Below are 21,070 nucleotides of genomic sequence, written 5' to 3' on the forward strand. Positions count from 1 at the left end.
TTGGAGGAGAATGACAATGGAAAAAGCAATGAAGAAAACGATCGAAGATTATCCGAAGCTGATGAAAGAATGGCATCAGACGAAGAATGATGAGCTACAACCCAAAGATTTCACGCAAGGGAGTGGTAAGAAGGTCTGGTGGCAGTGTGAAGAAGAACACGAATGGGAGGCAATGGTAATCAACAGAACCAAAGGGCACAGTTGCCCCTATTGCAGCGGAAAGAAACTTTTATTCGAAAAATCCTTAGCATCCATGAGTCCTGAAATTGCAAAAGAATGGCATCCTACAAAGAACGGAGAGATTACGCCAGATAATATTTCATATGGGACTGGCCGTAAAGCTTGGTGGCGATGTGAAGAAGGACACGAATGGGAGTCTAAAGTTAACTCCAGAACTTCAGGTAAAGGCTGTCCTTTATGTAGTGGAAAAGTCACAACGCCTGAACGCTCTTTAACCTTTTTGAATTCAAGATTGGCAAAAGAATGGCATCCGACCAAAAATTCGGTTCTAACACCAAATGAGGTATCCTCTCAAAGTAATAAAAAAGTTTGGTGGAAATGCGATAAAAATCATGAGTGGAAAGCGACAATCAATAGTAGAACTCATGGAAATGGATGCCCGTATTGCAGTGGTCATTACGTGTCTTCGAAGAACTCTTTGGTTCAAAATCATCCTGAATTAGCGGGAGAGTTTGATTCTGACAAAAACGCGGAAGTTACTGTGGATGAACTTTCTGTTATGTCTAATAAAAAAGTTTGGTGGAAGTGCAAGCACGGTTTCTGCTGGAAAGCACCCGTATATCATAGAACGAGTTCTGGCAAACACGGCCATCCTTCCTGTTCCTCTTGCAAAACAGAATGTAAACTACAGAAAACCTCCTAATCACCAAGGTCTGCACATAGCTGCAGGCTTTTTCTTTTTGTCAGCTTTACTTGTCCACTTCCAAACGACACTCATGCTTTATGAAAGATTCACTCCTGCATAAGATGCAACACGCATCAATTATAGGAGGAGTTCAACGAATGGAAAAAGCAAAGAAGAAAACGATTGAGGATTATCAGGAGCTCTTAAAAGGGTGGCATCCGACGAAGAATGGGGAGTTGAAGCCTGGAGAACTTACACAAGGGAGCGGTAAGAAAGTTTGGTGGCAATGTGAGCATAAGCATGAGTGGGAGGCAGTAGTGCATAGCAGAACGAGTGGACGTGGCTGTCCGTATTGTGCTGGCAAACGATTGACACTAGAACGAACATTGTCTTTCAGATATCCAGAAGTTGTAAAAGAGTGGCATCCTACAAAGAACGGCAAAATTACACCAGATAAAACTTCATACGGAACAAAACGTAAAGTATGGTGGAAATGCAAAAATCAACATGAATGGGAAGCAGCAATATCATCTAGAACGAGGAAAGGAACTAATTGTCCTTATTGTAGCGGAAGGAATGCAACTCCAGAACGTTCATTAGCCCTCTTAAAGCCAGAATTGGCAAAGGAATGGCATCCGACCAAAAATTTAGATATATCACCATATAAAGTATCAACTCAAAGTCAAAAAAAAGTGTGGTGGGTTTGCAAAAATCATCATGAGTGGAAAGCTAAAGTCGGGAGTAGAACTCTAGGGAGTGGATGTCCGGTTTGCCATGCAAGCAACAAGATTTCTTTTCCGGAGCTCTGCATTTATTTTTATATTTGCAAGATAGCCCCAGATGCCATTTCGCAATATCCAATATCTAATACTCGAAGAAGTTTAGATATCTTCATTCCAAGTATTAATCTTGCAATAGAATACGATGGAGCCTATTTTCACAAAGACAGTGAAAAGGATTTAGCAAAAGATAAGTTAATAAAACAAACAATGGGTGACATTCAATTAATTCGGGTCAGAGAGTTCGGTTGCCCTGATTACCAATCATCTAATCCACTAGTTTCTTTTTATTTCTTGGACCATAATTCGAACACGATGTCCGAAATAATTCGCCAAATAGTAGAAACGGTATCTGTTATGTCAAAAAGTGACAGTATTCCAAATATAAATATTTCACGTGACCAAATGGCTATATACCAACTATTGGACCGTTTAGAAGTAAAAAATTCATTGCTTGAAAGGTTTCCAGAAGTTGCGAAAGAATGGCACCCTAGTAAAAATGGTCTTTTAACTCCTGAGCAATTTCCCTTTGGTAGCAACAGAAAAGCTTGGTGGCTTTGTGCTTCAAGCCATGAGTGGAATGCAAAGATTTACAGTAGAACAAAAGGACATGGATGCCCATATTGCAGTGGAAATTACGTGTCTTTGAAGAACTCCCTTGTTCAATATCATCCTGAAGTAGCAGCACAGTTTCATCCCAACAAAAACGCAGAGATTACCGTGGATAAACTTTCTGTTAAATCCAATAAAACCGTGTGGTGGCAATGTAGCCATGGCAACAGTTGGAAAGCTACTGTCAATGATCGTACCAAACTTGGGAAGCTGGGCAATCCATCATGTGAAGAATGTACACCTGTGAAATACCTGATTCATGGCTATCCGAAAATCGCTGAAGAATTTCATCCCGCCAAAAATGGGGAGATTATTGTGAACAATTTGCCTTGCGGTACAAATAAAAAAGTATGGTGGCAGTGCAAGCACGGATATTACTGGGAAGCATCAGTATACAGCAGAACGAACTCTGGAATACTCGGTCATCGTTACTGTTCATCTTGCAGAACAGAACGCAAAGAACAGAAAACATCCTAATCACCAAAGCCTGCACATAGTTGCAAACTATTTTGCGTGGGCTACAAGAGTTCTCTTCCGAACCTGAAGAATTCCTCCATACAGAGGCTATCCCAACCAGAACCCTTCTTAATCTTTCTCTGCTCCACTTATAACACAACAGATTATCCGACATTATAATATTAAAATATCTAAGTTCAAAACAAGTCAACAAGATTAAAATAGTCCCAAAACAAAGTGATTGAACATCCCTAGAACAAAACAAACCGCATAATGTCCGGCTGCACCCCATATGATAGAGCAACAACAGTCAAAAAGGGGCTTTACGAGCAGCTTACACAGGAGCAACTGCTGGATTATTGTTGGACAGGCGAATGATATGAAAAGGGAGAGGTTAAGATGACAACAGCAACTAAAGGTTCGGTTATTAATGAACATGGCGTAGAAGTAAGAGAGGGTGATTTTTGGACAATGGTCAGTCCCCCTAATGATGTGTACCCAAGAGATGAGTCTTGGATTATGCAGATTGGCACGGTTCGAGAGAAATATCTGGGCAATGTTCGGTACGTGAACTGGAAGCGTAAAGGAGACGGTTATAGCTCTTCGAGAACCATTGAAGATTTTGGTTCTTTCAAAAACCTGCGAAGATCCACTCCAGAAGAGATTGCGTACTTCAAGAAGCGATTAAACATCAAAGACTGATAACACGATGGGCCATCTTTCAGGAGATGGCTTTTCTTTTCGTTTTCTTTTCTCTGGTTTACTTCATAACATTAATCAATCCGTCTATATCACTAGAACAAAATCCTTTCATCGTCCATGAATTATTCTACCAAGCTACGACTATAATGCTAAGTCATAAATAAATAATAGGCGTTCTTCAGAACATCTGGAAATGGAGGGATTCATATCGAATCTAAATGGATTGGTATAAAAAGTGAAGTGGCGACAGAAACAGAAGGATTATTAAAAGGAAATCTAGATAAAACAGGAGGAATTCAAATGATTAATTATGTTACAGACATTAAAGTAGAGGTAAAGAGCACAGTAGAGGAATTTAGAAAAGAAGTCGTTGGCACAATTGATTTTGCAGTGAGAGATAAAGAGTACAAAATAGGCTCTTTGAATGCAGACTTCATCGCAGAAGATATCACTGGAATCATGGGGGAACACGGCATGTCACAGGAAGCACTAGTTATCATTGAAGAAGAATTAGCAGCTTACAAAGCGAAGGTTGCTTCTATCGAAAACATAGAAAGTAAAATGTATGATTTCTTCGAATTTGAAAACGTACTGGTTACCATGCAAGCATTGGTGGATGATGCAGCTTCATCGAATAAGCATTATGGGGTGTATGTTAAAAAATCCGACTCTTGTACAAACGGTGAGTTCTCTAATGAAGAATCTTATCAATTTCGTGAAGGAGCATTTTCATTATCGAAATTCATCGGCTTCTTTTTATCTTCTGACAACAACTTCAAAGTAACTGTAGGCGAGAAGAAAGATTCGTTTGGAGTAGAAGTAATTCCTAAACAACATCACTTCTCTGTTGATGCGGATTTCATATTCCGAATAGACTTACTGAGCTAAGTTAAGAGATTCTATATGTTAGGTGAAGATAAGGACCAGGAAAAATAATAAAAACACTAGGAGGAATTTATTATGGGTGCAATCATACAAACAAACGAATTATATTTGGGAGGTATTTTACTACAGAAAGGCTATATTTACGTTACAGTAGCTTTTGACAAAAATCTTCAGCCTAAAGAGAAAATGACTCAAACGCTGTATAAATTAATGCCAGAAGATTCAATGGTAGAAGGATTTGCTATTGCGGAGTTATTTGGAAGGACGATTGAAAAACATCAATATAGCTATGAAATATTAGAGTTTCCTAATAAGGACCAGATAGAAGAAGATCTGCAAGGCTCTGAATATTCGTATCTAGTAAAAGATAAAAATGGCAAGCATTATTTTGCTGCTCATGTAGGTCCATGCGAACCTGAACCTTACTATTATATTGAAGATGCCACTGATGTAGAAAGCGTCTTTCGTGAGATTTTTGGTAGAGAGGATTTGTAATCCTCTAACGCTTTACCTAAGGAAATTAATTAAAAGGGGGACATACACATGTCGACAAAAATATACAACGGATATCGGCTACCAGCAATGAATCTTCAGGAGTTAAATCAATTTATTCTTAATTTCAAGTCAGTTTCAGAGAAATTAAGGAAGGACTTGTATGAGCGATATATCGCAAATCTAGTAGCTTCCGACTTAGACAATCTCGCGATACTTGGCAAAGAGAAGTTTATTGCACAACATCTTCAAGACATCAGAGGAATGGAAGGAAAAGGAGAGAGTATCTTTGAAGGACTAAATCCGCTCCGGTTATCCTACCAACGTATCGAAAGCAGGTATCAACGTATGCAAGAAACGCAGCAACGAGATCCAGCAATTGACCTCGATTGCGAATTAATCTTACTCCCTGCAGAAGAAGGTATTTACGTACTCCTGTATGCAGAGCACAATGAGATCAGAAAGCTGTGGGAACAGACTCCTGGCGTTTCGGAATATGGCTATTGGAACAATGTCGACAGGCTGGAAGGATTAACGGAAAATGACTGGAAAGAACGAGAACAAAAATGGACGGACTTAGGCGTTATGGATAATCGACCAGTGGATATTGGCATGAGTATTAGCGTTATTAGAGGCGTTCCAAGTCTCTTTGAACTAAAGAAACAGAACATTCTTAGCCAAATTCGCTCATTTGATGAGCGTTTACAAAATCGTTCAGAATCGGCTGCATATGATGTAAGGTATAAAGCGATTGATGAAGAATCAAGTCCTAGCTATCGAAAACATCGAGAAATAAATCAATGGTTAACCACAGAGGAAGGACAAAAAGAAATCGACAAGCATAAAGCTGCTCTTTCTTCTAAATTGTTAAAGGAAATCACTTATGAAACGGCTCGGTCATCATATAAGGAATTGTCAGAGCAACTAACGGTACTTTCCGAATAGATGCATAGATAAGGCTCTCGCAGATAATGCGGGGGCTTTTTTTCTGTTTCAGTAGTTCGAAAATATAAAAATACCCGAACCGCTTAAAACGATTCGAGCTTTTATAAAAACAGAAGGAATAAATTTAGTATGAATTATTATACTGTGTTTTGCAATCAAATTATGAACGATTTCTCCTATATTTTTTCAATATTTAAAACCGGTCATTGATTTTCTTTCTCTACTTTCATCTGGATCCGCGTAGTGCTTTCTCGTCGTCTCTGCTGAGGAGTGACCAAGTACACGTGCGGTCAAGTACATATCGCCGTAATCGTTGTAGTGTTTGGTTCCGAACGTCCTCCTGAACACATGGGGTGTGACAGTCTTTTGAATCCCTGCACGCATCCTATATTTTTCAATCATTTGGCGTATCGTACGACTGTTCATCCTCTTTTTCTGTAATGAAAGGAAGAGGGCGTTCTCTGATTTTGGGATGTCTTTCATACTTTTTCTCACCTCTATAAACCCCTCAACATCTCCGATGATTTGCTCAGGCATCGCAATGGATTGCTCGTCTCCACCTTTACGGGTAACAATGATGTGTGACTGATCATCCTGTTGGTTGATTGTGACGTCGGAAATGTCTAGAGCAGCAAGTTCGCTTACGCGAAGCCCCATATAGGCAAGGAAAAGACTGATAATGTAATCACGCTCGACTACTTTGCCATGAAACTTCTGCTCTGCTTTTGTGAGTTCTACATCTCCTAGTATTGCTTGGAAATAGGACTGTATTTCATTTGGACTTAGCCTGTTGCGGATCTTGCTTTTGGACGGTATCTTGAATTCTACATAGACAGAAGGGTCTATAGACAGAAACTTTCGTCTGATTAGGTATTGATATAATGTCCGAATGCTGGCAAGTTTGCGTGCTTTTCCTTGAGGACCATTCTTGAATGTCTGTTCCGTAGGTTTCCCGCTTGCTGTTTCAAATTTTCTTACATATTTCGTAAGGCGGTCAAAGAAAGAAAGAAGATCACGCTCATTTACTTTTTCTAAATCTTCTACAGTTATATATTTAGAGGAGGGAGCTGTTACTTTTTTCATGTCTACTAAGTAATCGAAAAAGAGAAGCCAGTCTTTTGTATATTCATAAAGGGTTTTAGGGGACTTGGCTGCTTCTATAGAAAAGAGGCAGTCTACAGCGAAGTCTGGTAACAGTTCTGATTTTTCCCGAACTTTTTCCCGAACTTCTTGGTTGATTTCTTGATTCATGATGAATTCCTCACTTTCATTCGGGTAGTGGGGCAGGGAAGGGGGTCTCCTGCCTATTTTAATTGTAATATATTGGAAATAATAATGCAAGTAAAATATTACTTTATAGTAAATATTTGCTATCTAATCCAAAAAACGAGTTTTTCAGATTAGTTAGAAGTGATTGAGGCACATAAGATTGCATACAATACTACATATTTAAAATTAAAAGGGGATGTCGTTATCAAATCGCTAAAAATGAAAGAGCATCAACAGTCAAACAATATTTCCTATTTGACAGAAATTCGTACTATTTTTACTGGAGAAAAAGTAGGCGGACTAAGTATCGAACTGTTGCAGACAATAAAAGAACTTCGATATCTACAATTATATATGCATGAGGGACTTTTCCCTTATGAAGAAGAGGTTCTAGAAAGTAAAGTTATCATGGCTACCTTGGACATAGGTAAACATCCAATTGTCTGTTTGGAGTTCAAGTTTCTATTTGGAAGGTTAGCTCTGACGAGAGTCATCACAAAATCAAAACGATTAAACATAAATAGTGAAAATGACTCGAGATTAATTTTATTTATTGCTCAGTTCATGCAGAAAAATAACATTTCGCTCATAACAGACAGTCTTATGCCAGCTGCTGAATGGGAAAAAATCCAAAGAGACCCTCAATAGGTCTCTTTTTTGTATAGTAATAAGTAATTGAATAACGAATTCATGTATATAATGGACCGTTACAAAATAAAAAGGCGATGTCCAACATCGAACTATAAAAGGGGATAATTATCACATGTCTAAAACAATAAACTATTCGCCAGAAGTACGTGCCATCTTTACAGAACAGGAAAATGACGGATTTAAAATCGAACTGTTAAATACTGCAAGAGAAATTAAATATTTGGGATTATTAATGGAAAACGCACTAAGTCTACCAGGTTTTTATGACCAAAAAGCATTAGATGGAAAATTGATTTTGGCAACAATCAGTAAACAAAATAGGCCGATTGTTTGCTTAGAGTTTGAAGAATTTAACGGAACACTTGCGATTATTCAAGCAAAAACTAAACAAAATAAACTTCTGTATAAAGACAATGAACATGAAGATGCTCTTAATTTCCTTACTCGCTTCCTTTTGTTAAATAACATAAAAATAGGAACTGGCGATATCGGGATAGTTTGAATAACGTGACTAAAAAAAGACCTTTAATGGTCTTTTTTATTTGCTTTTCATTCATATTTTGCTAATGATGCGACTTCATAGACCATAAATAAGGTTTTGAGTAGAGAACCTTTGCATAAGATAAGACACTATGAATGGAAAGGAAGTCTTATCGATGAAAGAAAAAGAAATTGTTGCGGTTGGTATCCTGGTTAACGCAACAAAAGGTTTCGAACAAGAAGACTTAATGCTCTTGATGGAAACAATCAATGAGTTGCAAACGCATCGATATTTGTTGTATTCGACGCAAGACACTCGCGGCTATAATGACCAATGGCAAACAATCAATGGTGCCATCAATGAAAGTTATATTTCAATTCAGGAGGATATTATCAAATTATCCCAGAAGATTTGCAGATTAGAAATTACATTAGTAGATCAAGATGGCGATCATCTTATTCGGGATAATTTATATTTACGAGTGGTTCCAGGATATACGGTAAAAAACACTAGAACATTTCGAAAGTTAATTAATGATAGAGAACTTGTCTTAGTATAAAAATCTGGAGAATAACTCATAATGAAACCACATAACCGACAAACACTTCGCTTCCATGGATACACCAACCATACATCGGTTATGACAAACAGATCTGTTGAACTTTTCATTGGACTTGCACTCCAATTGAAGAATCATCAGGTCTTTTTTGCATAGTCAAATAAGTATACACCCAACTATTCCGAAAACATATCTTTTTGGAATAGTTAAAGATTTTGCAAGGACGCTCAAAATGTCCCCTTTTCTCCATCCGTTCCTTGCTGAAAAACCAGGCAATTCCTAAAAAACAGTAACAAATTTAGTCCAAAAAATTACGAATAAACATAGATGCCGCAAGGCTTTGTAGATTTTCGGAGACAGGACGAAAAATTCGTGATAAATCGTTGTCCAAAATCCAGACTTTGCAATCACGATGCTAAATCAATGGAATATTACCATGTTATCTTTTCTAAATGTTATTCTAATATAACTTTCAGGAATTTTCCCGAACACCATCCTATCCCTTGCATATCATGAATACAATATTTAGTTTTGCGTATTATGTAGTAAGTATATTTAAGGAGATGAAAACCATGAGACTAGTATCTATTGCTATGGATTTATTAGTAAAAATACTCGCTTGCATACTGATGTTACCCATGATTTGCATTGATAAAATAGAAGATGTTTTAGATGTGTTGAGAAAATATAAATATGTAGGAATAGCTTTGGATCTTTTAGACTCATTGATAGAGGCAGTCTCTGCACTGTCTATGTTTATCCTGGAGCTTATATTAGCCGCTGCATGGTTGATAACATGGCCTTTGCGTTTGATTCTGTGGATTAGCTTATCTTCATTATCCTATTTAACTTCCCCATTCGCTGACTTCTCCCTGTTTATCAAAGAAAATGCGAACTTTTTCAAGAGCACTTTGGTTTGGAAGAAAGAAAAAAAAGTTGAACTTTCTGATAGTGCAGAAATAGCTGTCGATATCGCATCCGGAATAGCCAGAATTCAGGTTGGCAAGGATATAACGACAGAAATTAATGCCCCGGAACAACTAGACATAGACCTTAATGTAGATTTATTTTGAATACTCTCCAATTTAGAAAAGACACCATTTCAGATTTTAGACTGATGGTGTCTTTTTATTTCTATTTCCACAATTTGCATGTGTTTATCTGATTTGCAAAGTTTTATATCGCATAAATCCTCTTTAACCCTAGTAATAGCAACGTTTTGACCAATTATAAGCTTGACTAATAATCGTCTCAGGCAACTCTACGTATATGTAGCTCCACCTTTCGACAAATATCGAGCTCTCAACGTCAATTTAAAGCACCCTAATAAATACCATTTCTCCATTGCGTTCTTATTCTCAGAACAAAATTGTCATGTTACGAAGCTCTGTATTTTTATCTAAAACACTTTTAGTTATTCTTGTTGCGTTTCGTTTCCTTTCCTTTAGAACAAAAATCTAATTCCTACGACACACTCCACGATTAAATATTTTATTGGAGCATATTCACAACTAGACTCCATAAAAAAACGACCCTTATTAGAGGTCGTTTTTTTATGTGGAGTTTCGGACAGATGAGGTTTCCACAACCTAGCACTTTAAATCCATTCTGACATGGATTTGAGTAGGTGTGCCTTTCCCATGGCTATGTCTTGTAAGTGTTTGGTCGACATATTGATTATTTGTCCTTACAACAAGCCAGCTAACCCATCATATGCATATGAACTTTAAGTATTCTTCTTATCCGACGAACAAAAACAAGCTTGACAGTAGCGTAACACAATAGTAAAATATATTTTACAATAGGGAGCGTTTAACCTTGTGCGTCAATTAATGAAAAACAGAGAGGACAAAACAACATGAGTCTGCTAAAACGTTTATTTAAAGACGAGAAAAAACTTGATACGCTGGAGAAATTCAATCCCGACAACTTGCCAAGAAAACAGAAAGTTGACTATATCTTAGAATTGATTGAGAATTTTGAAGGGACGCCCCTTTCCTATGAAAGATTTAGAGCATTGCTAAACACTAACGCATTCAGTGATATGAAAAAGTTTAGCCATATGACATATCACCATATCCCGTTACTTTCATCACATACGATGCAGTATAAAGAACTGTACGGAAGAAAAACCGTAGAAAGACCATATGGTAATGCTATTATTACTATTGACAACGAAAACTTTCGAGTAAGTGTCTATGATGAGTCTATCTGGTTCTTCTATGAAAAAATAGAATCAGACACGCCTTCCGCTTTTGAAAATGAAAATAAAGCGACTACTAGAACATCAAGCAATGATTTCAAGAATTATAAAAAGAGCCATGTAAAAAAAGTTCTTCTGAACGGTAATAAGTTGTTAGTTGTTTTCGAGAAAATGTTTACCTCGGTAGATGTTTATCTTTTTGACTTAAACATCTAAATAGTCAAAATTAGATATAAACAAACAGCACTAATGTATCCGGTGCTGTTTGTTTTGTTGGGAATGACGTATTTCTCCCCATAACAATAGGGATACTTTACGTTATTGTTAATAACAATCCCAATTAATCATCTATTATGAGTGGTAGTGTATCATTAACTAAAACAAAAATACTGCTTCTAAGTAGACTTTCTGTTGGTCTTATTATCCCCTACGCTCTTTCAACATCTTAAGGAGCTTATTGTTTTCCTTTTCCATCTTTGTTTCTCCCTTAAATTGAGTCACCTTTAATGGGGTAACTTTCTTCTTATCCGTTGCTTTTCTCATGGGGCATCTTCCTTTTTCTTTTTCTAGCATCATTTACCAATGAACCACAATTTATACAAAAAAAAGAAGAAGATGCATGAAGTGCACCCTCTTCTTCCAAAAATTATTTATTTACATACTCTAAAATCTTCTCGTTTAAAGCATTTACTTTTCTAGTTAATCGACTAGCTGATTTTTCGGATAACTGAGTCGTTTGAAGAGGTCTAACGGAATTCCGACGTTTTTCAGCTACTGTAACATTACTGATATTTCTTCCTTGGGCAGTTTCTGTTGGTCTTTGCATTGTTTTCGTCATATAAAACTCCTCCTTCATCTGTACTCTTTCTACTATTATAGCATATTTAGGTAAAATTATAATAGAGATACGTCAGATTTACAATATGCGTGGAATCTATCTCTAAAACCTCGCCTCTTCCAGATCTTAATACAGCTAACATTGCGTAACCCTGTGTTAATATCGGAACAATCATAATTCCATGTTGCTCAATTGAAACAATCTCTGATTTCGCAAGCGTTTTTTTGAAACTATCCTTCTTATTTCCCAAATCCAACAAATAATTTAATTCAATTGTGTCAAGAGACAGCTTAATATCATCCGCCAATGAACTGCTAGAACCAAAATTTATAAGAAAGAGAGAAACCTTAAGTCCAAAATGTTCAGTATAAACTCTTAGGTATTCTTCCAACTGCTCTTGGTCATTTGTAAGGACGAACCCATGAAAATAATCGTCTATATTTTGTATCATAGTAGACATGTAATTGGCACGTTGCATATTTCCGTTTCTGATTTGATTGTTGTTCTTAATTACTTCTTCCACATAACTCTCATATTCAAACTCGGTATTCAAGAATTTAGACACACTTGGAGTCAGGAGAACTCCCAAATCTGCCAAGAATACAAAACTCCCCAAAATCAATAGATCTTTCCAATCCTCTATACCCACTATTTCAAAAAACAAGGCAACCATCAATCCTAGTACAAATAGGGTATACAATCCTTTTCTCCACTTTCGAACATTATAATTGTACTTGTCAGTCATGAAAAAATACACTATATAACTAGCTAGCACAAATATAGCTAATACCCCTGCGAAAATCTGAATCATGTCATCGCTCTCCCTTCTTCATATCCTTCTCCTTTATAAGTAGCTATCGCTTCCTTTCTTTTCGAACTACTATATTGTAAGCATTTACATGCTTTCTATTCTATCATTCTTCGATTCTTTCGAACAAAATATTTTTATAAACAAAGATGACTAGACTTCCAGTCCGAACGAGACTTCATTCGTAGGGGTTAAGTATCCAAAATGATTGCAATTGGTGCTCTATGCATACAATGAACTACTACTGATAAAGGGGGAAGTGTTTTTGGAGAATAACGATAACAAAGTCGGTGGATTAGCTACTGCAGCCTTAATTCTTGGAATTGTTGGATTAGTGTTAGGTCTTATACCAATAGTTGGGTGGTTTTTACTTCCGACATGGTTTCTAGCCATAATTTTAGGAGCAGTTGCGTGGATGCGTAATGAGAAAAAAGGGGCTGCTATCACTGGAGTCATTCTTGGTTCTGTTACCATTATGTATAAGTTCGGATTTTGGCTATTGATTATAATTGCCGGAGCTTAATAAACTAATAGAAGAAGGCATCCTCCGTTTTAAATGGAAGATGCCTTCTTGAAGTCCGTTATATTTTCTGATGAATATAGAGTATCGGTTCCTTCGTATCGAAATTAATGAAATGCTGGGATTTATATCTGAATAACAATTGATAAGAGAGATATAGGTCCACAGAACTCCCGATAGAATTCAATAAAATGTTCGTCATAAACAAAAATGGAAGCATAACAATCTGGTCAAGCATTAACAAACCGCCTGTTATTATTACAAGAGGAGCAAGTAAAATTACTAACATCTCGTTCCGTTGGTAATAGACCTCGGGATTGACCTGGTGCATAATGATCGCACCAACGCTACGCTCTAGTTTCACCTCTATCTTTGCCTTTCCTTTACCATACATCAGAAAAAAAAGGACATGTATACCCTCATGCACTAACAATAAAAACAGCATTGTCGGGATGATAAAAATCGTTTCTATTACTTTGTCAGGCTGTAGATAGGAACCATACGATACCCGTTGAATGCTAGCCGTAACCCACCCAATAACGATAGTAATAAAGACTCCGATAGCAAGAGCCATGGAAATCTTACTGTTCTCTCTCTGTATGATTCCTATTTCCTTAAAGGATTTCCCCATACATATTCTCTCCTATCATTCCCTTCGCTTAATACTTAGGGGGTTCTCTTTTTTATTTTTTCTTAAATATCTTGAGGAATAGGATTGATGTGTAAAAACCAGCAGAAATTACCATGAATACAATACCATCGACATCTTTGGATTCCCTAAAGATGTACAAGCCACAAAACCCAATGATCGGCATAATCATAATTCTAAATATTTTATAGCGTTTCAAGAAATATTCACTACCATCTTTTGCCGCATTAAAATAATATGAACCAATAAAGGAACCAGAAGCAAAGAAAAATACCAATATAAAAACTCCAATAATCAATAAACCGTCCACTTCATTTCCCCCGTTCTTCTCTAATGTTTTTGCATTATATGTTTTTAAAGATATATTGATATGGATTTACAGTGATGCACCTAATATCAAGTCTCTCATAAGGAAAGATAGACAAGACTTTTTCGTATACAGAATAAGGACCTTCAAATTAAGCAGTTTGAACGTCCTTTTTTAACTACTTCTAGTTTTTGATACCACTACAATGATTAATCAGCTTTCTAGAGGCCGTACGCCTAAGAATGCGAAACCTCTTTGCATCTAAGACATCATATACAAATGAAAACGAATTATTCTTTTAAACAGTTCTATCTCTGTTTAATAGGCTATGAATATATTTCCCGAGCTTACTAAGGCAATCAAAACCTATAAAAAGACAGAATGGATATCCCCCACTCTGCCTTCTTTTTTTACTTCTATATACTGTAGTTTCTTCCTATCACAACGGTTTCTGGATACTCATAGATGGCCTGTAACCATTCATTGTAGTCGTAGGTGACGACAATGTCCGCACCTGGCATCCCTTGATGCAGAGAGTCCAACAATGTTGATAACTCCACATGATTTCTTTCCGTGTAATAGCAGTGGTACAAATCCTTCCCTTTTTCAACATATGGAGGGTCTATAAAGATGGTTGCGTTGCTTAACCAATAGGACTCTTCAATCAATTCAGCTGCATCCTCTTGCGTTATTTGAATCCGATCTGATAGCGAATGAATATGGTTAATCTTCTCGATTAGAGCTTTCGGATTCCAACGGGAGAGCAACGCTTCTTTCGTTCCATTCTTTCCACCTAGGGGGTTAGCTTTCACTATTCCGCTGTAAGCTGTCCGATTGACCAAAAGTGTTGCCCAAGCAGCATCCACTGCGTCTAATCCTCGATAATCCTGCTTAATCATTGCTTGTGCTCTAAAGTAATCCGCATGGGTTGGTTGAATTCGCTGAAGCTTATCTATTAGAGCGTACGGTGCATGTAACATTGTCCACCAAAGCGAATACACCCCGTAATCCAAGTCATTTAAGTGCAACTGTTCAACCACACCGGCATCCAACATCGCGAGTTCGAAAGATCCGCCACCGGTAAACGGGGAAATTAGGGTCTTTGAATTCTCTTGTTGCAAATGTTTGTAAAGATAGTCTACCAACCGCGTTTTACCGCCCGGATAACGAAGTGGTGAGAGGCTTTTCTTCAGTTTGATAGGCATTGCTCCGACTTTAGGCTTCTCAGCCTCTTTGTCCTCCAGAATCAATGTAAAGCGGTGTCTTTCCTTCATCTTTTCCTCAAAATAGGTGAATCCATCACACCATTCACACCAAAAGCCAAGTTTATTCACCGTATCCATTTCGAAATCTTCTAATGGCCCGGTTTCTCTACAAAAATAACAAGTTACCACCATGCTTGATTTTCCTTTTCTACCTTTACTCTAAGGCCAATTTGATATTTTACACCCTCTAATTCCGTAAATATTTCGACGCCATATAGACTTGCCTTTTCTGCAGCTATTCTCTCCGCAAACTCTTGCCACTCTTTAAATAATGGACAATCATCAATAACACCATATGCGTCGTAATGCTTTTCACAATAATCATCGTCTTCATTCCATTCAAAAGGGACTTCTTTTTCACTTGAGTCAGACTGTAGTCCGTAATCATGACTCCACCGGCCCTGATTTCTTCCATCTGATTCATCATAATGTACACGAATAATTCTTCCGTATTTTTTAAATGCAAGGATCTCCTTTGCTACATCATGGGCTATTTCTTTTAATTTTTCCAACTCTCTCTCATTAGCCATTTATAAATCCCTCCCTGTTTTTATTCATTCCTTTACTTTCTAACAAAACACCATTTATAAAAAAACATATATAATACATACCTACCTTTATTCTTCCTCACCTGTTATCCAATGGATTCTTCTTTCTCCTTTTTACACGCGAATGTTCGCTCCTATTTCACTTGTGCTGTTTATCATATGCATTCTCAACCATTTTCACTTAGGTTCTTTATTTCAGATAGTAGACAAAAAAAGAACCTGAATCTACCGAAGACGGTGTCAGGTTCTGTCTGTTATTTTAGTACGAACATTACTATTCCAGCGACCACAATAACGACACTGGCAAAAGCGTATAAAAACACTTTTTGTTTAAATGCGTTCTTTTCTTTTAGCTCAGATGCTCCATTCATTCTTCCCCAGTTGAAACACAACAGAATAACGAACGCGACTAACAGAACTATAGCGGGTATTAATGGGTTCATATATCTTTCTCCTTTAATTTTTTCATTTTGATGTTCTATTATATATAAACCTAGTTACAACTATTCCATTTGGAATGTTGAACCAACGGGGTACCACTTAATCTCATAAGTAGTGCTAGTTTTTAGTCAATAAAAATAGGAGAGAACTCTCTCTCCTACCTGGTTATTTAATCCATAACCGTGTGTGCAAATAGTTCAATACCCAACTCATTCCTTACAACTTGAGCGGCTACATCAAACTGCACTTTATTGAGCGTTGTACTCTGTGAATACAATGGCAGCGATATACTCATCCAATCTGCAACGTCTGAGAAGACATTCGATAACATCTTCCGTTTCTCTGTATACACATCATCTTTAGACCGGATGTTGATATATCCACAATCCAAGCCGAAATCATCGTTAATCTTAAAGTCAGCTGGTTGGTTAGAAAAATGAATCATCCGTTCTGGAAAAGCTTTTGCTACCCCTTCTAGGATTGTGGAAGAATTCTCTTGAATGACCTTCTGAATCTTCTCATCATACTCATTTATTTCTTGTTCGAGAGCATCTGCCTCGCCAGTTAATCTCATTGCCTTTGATTTAAGCATGGTTGTTAATTCTGTCGCTATCCCAGTGTGCTCACGGCCTTTAATTAGTTTGTTCACTTCTTCTTCTGACACACCTTCATTTACATAGGTGGAACTCCAAGATACCTCTACTAATTTAGTGCAAAAATGAGGTAGCGGTTCTCCTATCCAAGATAGTCCTTGTTCTTTATTTGAACTAAGTCGATAAAGATCTGGACAATCGTAATTGTACCAGTCTTCCACAAACTTCGGTGTTAGATTGGCAGATAATTTCGTTCCAAATTGATAGAATGTATCCAGACTTTGTTTATCTACTAAAATATCCTCATTCGCTACTCCATTTCCAGATAAGAAATCTTCGAAATAGGAAAAAGATATAATAAGTGGATACTCTGCCTTGTCTGTTCCTTTGTTTCTCCTTACTTCTTTTCCTCTTCCTTCTCGGTAGCTATATCCAGTCTTGCTCAACTTCACCTTAACGGATACACTTGTTCCAGAACGGTAATACAGTACTTTAACTGGTTCTTCTTCGAATTTAATGTTTATTCGTAAGAGGGATTCTTCGTATTTTGTCTTCCTGTACTTGTTCAACTTCTCTTTATTTTCCATAGAGAGCTTACTGTTGTCTATTAAGTATTGCATTTCACGCGATTTTCTCCCTATTTCCCGTTTGATTTCCACGACTTCTTGTGGAGTTGATAACAAGGCCGTAATCCCTTTTAATTGTCTCGTATGAGACTTGTTCATATTATAACGAATCTCCTCATATGCATCAGCTTCTTCTATCTCGGCATTGACTGCTTGAAATAGCTCAGGAAATGAATTGGATAAATCCGTCGCTACTTTGTCTTGAGTATCATTCCAAGAGAGTTGATAAGTCTTCTCTCCTAAATCCTTGCAGATGGCTAATACCAATTTAGCAGTTTCTATTAAGAATGTACCTGTTTCTTCTTCCTTTAAATGTTTCACAAGCACACTTATTTTTTGCTTGCGGAACACACGTAAGTATTCAAGCACAGCATCTAGTTCCAACGCTTCAAATCGAGGCGGAATAGACAGTCCACACGCTTTTCCCATGGCTTCCTCTACTAAAATAACTTCATTCATAAACATGTCTTTTCTTTTCATCTACAATCTCTCCTTTTTAGTCAGCAGCACGAAAACTGCACCAGTGTTATCAAATCCCTATATCATATTCAAAAGACGCTCCATTTATCATTCCAGACATGTAGAGATTTATAGTTCTTGTCACACCTGCATAGAATAAGCGAATAAAAATATCAGGAAACTGTCATAGTTTACTAAGGAGGAATAAGGAAATGAACCGAATAGAAGCATTAGCAAAACTGTTAGGAATAAATCAGGAGCAGATATCCTCTCGTTTTATTAAGGAAGATGTAGATAGCGGAGTTGCTAATGAATATTATGTAGAAGAAAATGGTGAGAGCATCTATTACGATGTGTTGAAAGAAGATGAGATCCACGGCCGTCTGGAAAGCATGTTTGAAGCTATCTATTCAGGGGAAGAAATTTTTGAAATGTATGGCACAACTAACGCGGCAGAAGCTGCAGAAGAAGCTCATATTAGCTTGTATCTTTCTTTAGTGGGAACAATTGGAGACTACCAAGTATATACAACCGAACATGCTTGAATTGGACAGGCCTTAGCGTCTGTCTTTTTAATTGTGATAGAAAAAGACACCCAAATAGGTGTCTCTTGAAACATTTAAAGGGTGTCATATTGTTAGCTTCCGAACGACATGCCTAGTGAATTAATATTTTTTAAATAAGCTGACCTGGTCCAGTTGCGTCTTCCCTTCTTGCTTACCGCTTCTGAACTTTTCCATTAATTCTATCTCCCATTTTAATTGTTCTACAATAGAGTTAAGTTCTGATTGCTTAGTCAGTTTTTGATTTGTCTTTATAAGTTTCTCCATTTCTACAAATTCGAGGACAATGGAATCAATGAGTCTTGCTGTCATTTCCCAAACGACTTCTTCTCCAAGTAAATTGATTTTTATCGTACCTTCTACCGAACGCTTTATTAATAAAAACGATTCGTCATATTTGTCAACTAGTGGCTTATAGTAAGCCATCGTTTCCTTTCGTTTGCAGACATTTCTTAATACAGCCAACGATTTGTACACATGCACTAACTTTTCAGGAACTTTACTTTCCGATTCTTCCATTGTTTTAACAGCAGCTTGCAGTGTTGATACTGTATCCTCTAGTATTTTCAGGCTGTCGTATTTCTCTTCTAACATCTTCCCCTTGTTTCTCTTCATCTTCACCAAATGAATGACAGAACTTATGCCTCTTATAACCAGTACGCTCACAGCGAGGATAAACCCCAACTTTTCTACTGTCATGTATTTCACTCCCTTTTAAATACTTCCCATTTCTTTCAGGCTTTTCAACATGAACAGTTCTTGTTCTAGTGGATTTACCACATCTGTTCCTATTTTATTTCTATCCTCTATCAACAATTTTTCCATGTCTTCTAAAACAAACTGCAGTAAATTTTCTATCCGTTTACAAAATAGCGTATCTCTTGAGATATTTCGACCCCATGAAAGCTTCAATGCATCCTTAATGACACAAAGCGTTGGTTCATATTTATCCAATACTTCTATTTGCATGGATGGCTGGTCGTGATAGAGCTTGTTAATTTGTTTTAGCCTAATGGTTAACGCTAAAAATCGTGTATTTCGCGTAATTAACTGAAAACCTCCTTTTTCTCTAATTCTCTCTGTCAATTTATTAATTTCGTATAACTTCCTTACCGATTCTCCCTTTTTTTCTGGATGACTAAACCATAACCTAACCAAGTGAGACCATTTAATATTTCCCATATCTAACACTCCTTTTTAATTGCGATTACTCGCTCCTGTGTTTGTTTTGCTGCTCTATGATATGCAGTCATAGTCTTTTTGATAGAAGGAATAAAATTAAAAAAAGACACCTCGATATGAGGTGTCTGCCTGAATGGTATTTATTTGTTTATTGACAACTTTACTTACTGATCTTAATCTGATATGGATGAAACGCCACCCACACAGTCGCTTTATTTTGCTTAGGATTATAAACAGGTCCTTCTTTATAAGTGATTCCATCATAACCCTGATCTATTAAATAGTCTTTGAACATGGATACGTGCAGCAACCGGTCTTGGACAAGGGGAAGCTTTCGTTCTTCACAAAACTCTATTAAATGATTAGTTAAAGCTGTGAGTGTTCTATACTTTTTCGGGTTCTGTATGGACAGATATACTTCTTTTACATGGCGGTTTTCCAAATTTAATTGCTTTGGATAAGAAGCCGCAACCTCTAGACTTTCGGAAAAACAACTACCAATAGCTGAAGCACCCATTCCATAATAACTTTTCGCCTTTAATGGTTCCGTTTCAAAAGCTGAGAATTCATTGTTTGTACCATGATAAACGATTAACGGGAGCTTATCGGTTCCTACAACTTTCGAATGCTTGAACCAATCTGTGAAATCAGTTGTTAGTATATTCATATCACTCATCCTTTAAAAGTTATTATAATGGAATTTATGCTCTTTTGATTAATTCTAATGGTGTTACGATGTTTCCTCCATATACTTCAAAAAGTTCATTAAATTCTTCCAAACTCCACTTATTCGATTTTGCCCAATCTACCCAATCGTCTGTATAAGAATCCAACATGTTTTGCTCGAAGTTTTGTTCGTCTTCGTACTTATCCTCTAAGAATGCATGGCTCTCATCCCCGTATAAGACTATTTGAGTTGATTTTAGCGATAATTGACTCAATAACAAAGGTAAAATGTTCGCTGCATTGCGAGCTTTTCCAAGACTATACACTTTTTTGGCAGAGATGTCTGCTACTCTAATTAAATTTGACATATTACAGCTCCTTTAAAATTCACTGTTTGTTTTCACCTTGTCTCCTCGATGATTGTAATGCTTGTTAAAATGAAATCTTTGGCCTTCTGCTAAACTAGCATATACCTCTTGTGTGATAATTCTTCCCTCTTTAATATCTTTTTCTATAAGTGCATAGTATTCATTATCAATGATAGAAAACATACTCTTGAACTCTCTTTCCCCTAAATCCTCTTTATATTCTGCCAAATACACATCTCTTGTTTGCATTAAAATCGCCCTTCCACTTCCGTTAATTGTTTTACCAGTTACTTCTTGACTCATTTTATTTCTCTCCTTTTTAATTGCGATTCCTCGCT

General features: G+C 36.9%; 28 protein-coding genes. 13 read left to right on the forward strand and 15 right to left on the reverse strand.

Translation table 11 applies throughout. The features are described from left to right. The first annotated feature begins 16 nt into the window (after positions 1–16). The 6 genes from MHI40_RS19965 to MHI40_RS19990 all read left to right on the forward strand — a co-directional run bounded on the left by MHI40_RS19965 (position 17) and on the right by MHI40_RS19990 (position 5,736). Positions 17–883 (forward strand): zinc-ribbon domain-containing protein, encoded by an 867-nt coding sequence (locus MHI40_RS19965; RefSeq protein WP_340764874.1) that lies wholly within the window; start codon positions 17–19, stop codon positions 881–883. A gap of 140 nt (positions 884–1,023) precedes the next feature. After that, on the forward strand, positions 1,024–2,733 hold the full coding sequence (locus tag MHI40_RS19970; RefSeq protein WP_340764875.1) for a zinc-ribbon domain-containing protein: 1,710 nt from the start codon (positions 1,024–1,026) through the stop codon (positions 2,731–2,733). 378 nt (positions 2,734–3,111) lie between these two features. After that, entirely contained in the window at positions 3,112–3,414 is a 303-nt protein-coding gene (locus MHI40_RS19975; RefSeq protein ID WP_340764877.1) for a hypothetical protein, read from the forward strand. A gap of 240 nt (positions 3,415–3,654) precedes the next feature. Further along, on the forward strand, positions 3,655–4,302 hold the full coding sequence (locus tag MHI40_RS19980) for a hypothetical protein (RefSeq protein WP_340764879.1): 648 nt from the start codon (positions 3,655–3,657) through the stop codon (positions 4,300–4,302). A 72-nt stretch (positions 4,303–4,374) separates the two neighbouring features. Continuing rightward, entirely contained in the window at positions 4,375–4,794 is a 420-nt protein-coding gene (locus MHI40_RS19985) for a hypothetical protein (RefSeq protein ID WP_340764881.1), read from the forward strand. 48 nt (positions 4,795–4,842) lie between these two features. Continuing rightward, the gene (locus MHI40_RS19990; protein WP_340764883.1) at positions 4,843–5,736 is read left to right on the forward strand and encodes a hypothetical protein; all 894 of its coding nucleotides are present in this window, start codon (positions 4,843–4,845) and stop codon (positions 5,734–5,736) included. Between the two features lie 186 nt (positions 5,737–5,922). Here the strand turns inward: MHI40_RS19990 and MHI40_RS19995 are convergent, their stop codons facing one another. Further along, on the reverse strand, positions 5,923–6,987 hold the full coding sequence (locus MHI40_RS19995) for a tyrosine-type recombinase/integrase (protein WP_340764885.1): 1,065 nt from the start codon (positions 6,985–6,987) through the stop codon (positions 5,923–5,925). A 237-nt stretch (positions 6,988–7,224) separates the two neighbouring features. Between MHI40_RS19995 and MHI40_RS20000 the strand changes: the two genes are divergently transcribed. The 5 genes from MHI40_RS20000 (at position 7,225) to MHI40_RS20020 (ending at position 11,115) form a co-directional block, all read left to right on the forward strand. Continuing rightward, on the forward strand, positions 7,225–7,653 hold the full coding sequence (locus tag MHI40_RS20000; protein ID WP_340764886.1) for a hypothetical protein: 429 nt from the start codon (positions 7,225–7,227) through the stop codon (positions 7,651–7,653). A gap of 115 nt (positions 7,654–7,768) precedes the next feature. Further along, a complete protein-coding gene (locus MHI40_RS20005) occupies positions 7,769–8,158 on the forward strand; it encodes a hypothetical protein (RefSeq protein WP_340764887.1) in 390 nt (129 codons plus the stop codon). A 130-nt stretch (positions 8,159–8,288) separates the two neighbouring features. After that, positions 8,289–8,696 (forward strand): hypothetical protein, encoded by a 408-nt coding sequence (locus tag MHI40_RS20010; RefSeq protein WP_340764889.1) that lies wholly within the window; start codon positions 8,289–8,291, stop codon positions 8,694–8,696. A gap of 572 nt (positions 8,697–9,268) precedes the next feature. Further along, positions 9,269–9,769 (forward strand): hypothetical protein, encoded by a 501-nt coding sequence (locus MHI40_RS20015; RefSeq protein WP_340764891.1) that lies wholly within the window; start codon positions 9,269–9,271, stop codon positions 9,767–9,769. Between the two features lie 785 nt (positions 9,770–10,554). After that, the gene (locus MHI40_RS20020; protein WP_340764893.1) at positions 10,555–11,115 is read left to right on the forward strand and encodes a hypothetical protein; all 561 of its coding nucleotides are present in this window, start codon (positions 10,555–10,557) and stop codon (positions 11,113–11,115) included. Between the two features lie 204 nt (positions 11,116–11,319). Here MHI40_RS20020 and MHI40_RS20025 read toward each other — a convergent pair whose 3' ends face one another. From MHI40_RS20025 to MHI40_RS20035, 3 genes are all read right to left on the reverse strand, one after another. Continuing rightward, a complete protein-coding gene (locus MHI40_RS20025) occupies positions 11,320–11,442 on the reverse strand; it encodes a hypothetical protein (RefSeq protein WP_340764895.1) in 123 nt (40 codons plus the stop codon). A 103-nt stretch (positions 11,443–11,545) separates the two neighbouring features. Then, positions 11,546–11,737 carry a hypothetical protein gene (locus tag MHI40_RS20030; protein WP_340764897.1) on the reverse strand — a complete coding sequence of 64 codons (192 nt, stop codon included), beginning with the start codon at positions 11,735–11,737 and terminating at the stop codon, positions 11,546–11,548. Between the two features lie 46 nt (positions 11,738–11,783). Then, a complete protein-coding gene (locus tag MHI40_RS20035; protein WP_340764899.1) occupies positions 11,784–12,548 on the reverse strand; it encodes a type II toxin-antitoxin system SpoIISA family toxin in 765 nt (254 codons plus the stop codon). A 256-nt stretch (positions 12,549–12,804) separates the two neighbouring features. Here MHI40_RS20035 and MHI40_RS20040 point away from each other — a divergent pair, with 256 nt between their 5' ends. Beyond that, positions 12,805–13,068: a hypothetical protein gene (locus MHI40_RS20040; RefSeq protein ID WP_445678054.1), complete on the forward strand. Its 264-nt coding sequence runs from the start codon at positions 12,805–12,807 to the stop codon at positions 13,066–13,068. Between the two features lie 58 nt (positions 13,069–13,126). On the opposite strand, the gene MHI40_RS20045 is transcribed toward MHI40_RS20040, so the two are convergent. The 6 genes from MHI40_RS20045 to MHI40_RS20070 form a co-directional block, all read right to left on the reverse strand. Continuing rightward, positions 13,127–13,696 carry a DUF3267 domain-containing protein gene (locus MHI40_RS20045; protein ID WP_340764903.1) on the reverse strand — a complete coding sequence of 190 codons (570 nt, stop codon included), beginning with the start codon at positions 13,694–13,696 and terminating at the stop codon, positions 13,127–13,129. Between the two features lie 52 nt (positions 13,697–13,748). Beyond that, positions 13,749–14,024: a hypothetical protein gene (locus MHI40_RS20050; RefSeq protein ID WP_340764905.1), complete on the reverse strand. Its 276-nt coding sequence runs from the start codon at positions 14,022–14,024 to the stop codon at positions 13,749–13,751. 413 nt (positions 14,025–14,437) lie between these two features. Continuing rightward, entirely contained in the window at positions 14,438–15,418 is a 981-nt protein-coding gene (locus MHI40_RS20055; protein WP_340764907.1) for a DNA adenine methylase, read from the reverse strand. After that, positions 15,409–15,816 carry a hypothetical protein gene (locus tag MHI40_RS20060; RefSeq protein ID WP_340764908.1) on the reverse strand — a complete coding sequence of 136 codons (408 nt, stop codon included), beginning with the start codon at positions 15,814–15,816 and terminating at the stop codon, positions 15,409–15,411. The genes MHI40_RS20055 and MHI40_RS20060 overlap by 10 nt, the downstream gene beginning before the upstream one ends. 272 nt (positions 15,817–16,088) lie before the next feature. After that, positions 16,089–16,277: a hypothetical protein gene (locus tag MHI40_RS20065; RefSeq protein WP_340764910.1), complete on the reverse strand. Its 189-nt coding sequence runs from the start codon at positions 16,275–16,277 to the stop codon at positions 16,089–16,091. A gap of 167 nt (positions 16,278–16,444) precedes the next feature. Continuing rightward, the gene (locus MHI40_RS20070; protein WP_340764911.1) at positions 16,445–17,974 is read right to left on the reverse strand and encodes a hypothetical protein; all 1,530 of its coding nucleotides are present in this window, start codon (positions 17,972–17,974) and stop codon (positions 16,445–16,447) included. A 191-nt stretch (positions 17,975–18,165) separates the two neighbouring features. On the opposite strand from MHI40_RS20070, the gene MHI40_RS20075 reads away from it, so the two are divergent. After that, positions 18,166–18,498: a hypothetical protein gene (locus MHI40_RS20075; RefSeq protein WP_340764912.1), complete on the forward strand. Its 333-nt coding sequence runs from the start codon at positions 18,166–18,168 to the stop codon at positions 18,496–18,498. A gap of 120 nt (positions 18,499–18,618) precedes the next feature. Here the strand turns inward: MHI40_RS20075 and MHI40_RS20080 are convergent, their stop codons facing one another. The 5 genes from MHI40_RS20080 to MHI40_RS20100 all read right to left on the reverse strand — a co-directional run bounded on the left by MHI40_RS20080 (position 18,619) and on the right by MHI40_RS20100 (position 21,035). Continuing rightward, positions 18,619–19,215: a hypothetical protein gene (locus tag MHI40_RS20080; RefSeq protein ID WP_340764914.1), complete on the reverse strand. Its 597-nt coding sequence runs from the start codon at positions 19,213–19,215 to the stop codon at positions 18,619–18,621. Positions 19,216–19,230: 15 nt separating this feature from the next. Beyond that, positions 19,231–19,698, reverse strand: coding sequence for a hypothetical protein (locus tag MHI40_RS20085; RefSeq protein ID WP_340764916.1), 468 nt, complete (start codon positions 19,696–19,698; stop codon positions 19,231–19,233). A 160-nt stretch (positions 19,699–19,858) separates the two neighbouring features. Beyond that, positions 19,859–20,365, reverse strand: a complete 507-nt coding sequence (locus tag MHI40_RS20090; protein WP_340764918.1) for an ADP-ribosyltransferase-containing protein — start codon at positions 20,363–20,365, stop codon at positions 19,859–19,861. A 34-nt stretch (positions 20,366–20,399) separates the two neighbouring features. After that, positions 20,400–20,732, reverse strand: coding sequence for a hypothetical protein (locus MHI40_RS20095; protein WP_340764919.1), 333 nt, complete (start codon positions 20,730–20,732; stop codon positions 20,400–20,402). Positions 20,733–20,744: 12 nt separating this feature from the next. Beyond that, positions 20,745–21,035, reverse strand: a complete 291-nt coding sequence (locus MHI40_RS20100; RefSeq protein ID WP_340764921.1) for a hypothetical protein — start codon at positions 21,033–21,035, stop codon at positions 20,745–20,747. Between the last annotated feature and the right edge of the window lie 35 nt (positions 21,036–21,070).

It is taken from the genome of Psychrobacillus sp. FSL H8-0510 (genome assembly GCF_038008345.1).
In the GTDB taxonomy this organism is placed as follows: domain Bacteria; phylum Bacillota; class Bacilli; order Bacillales_A; family Planococcaceae; genus Psychrobacillus; species Psychrobacillus psychrotolerans.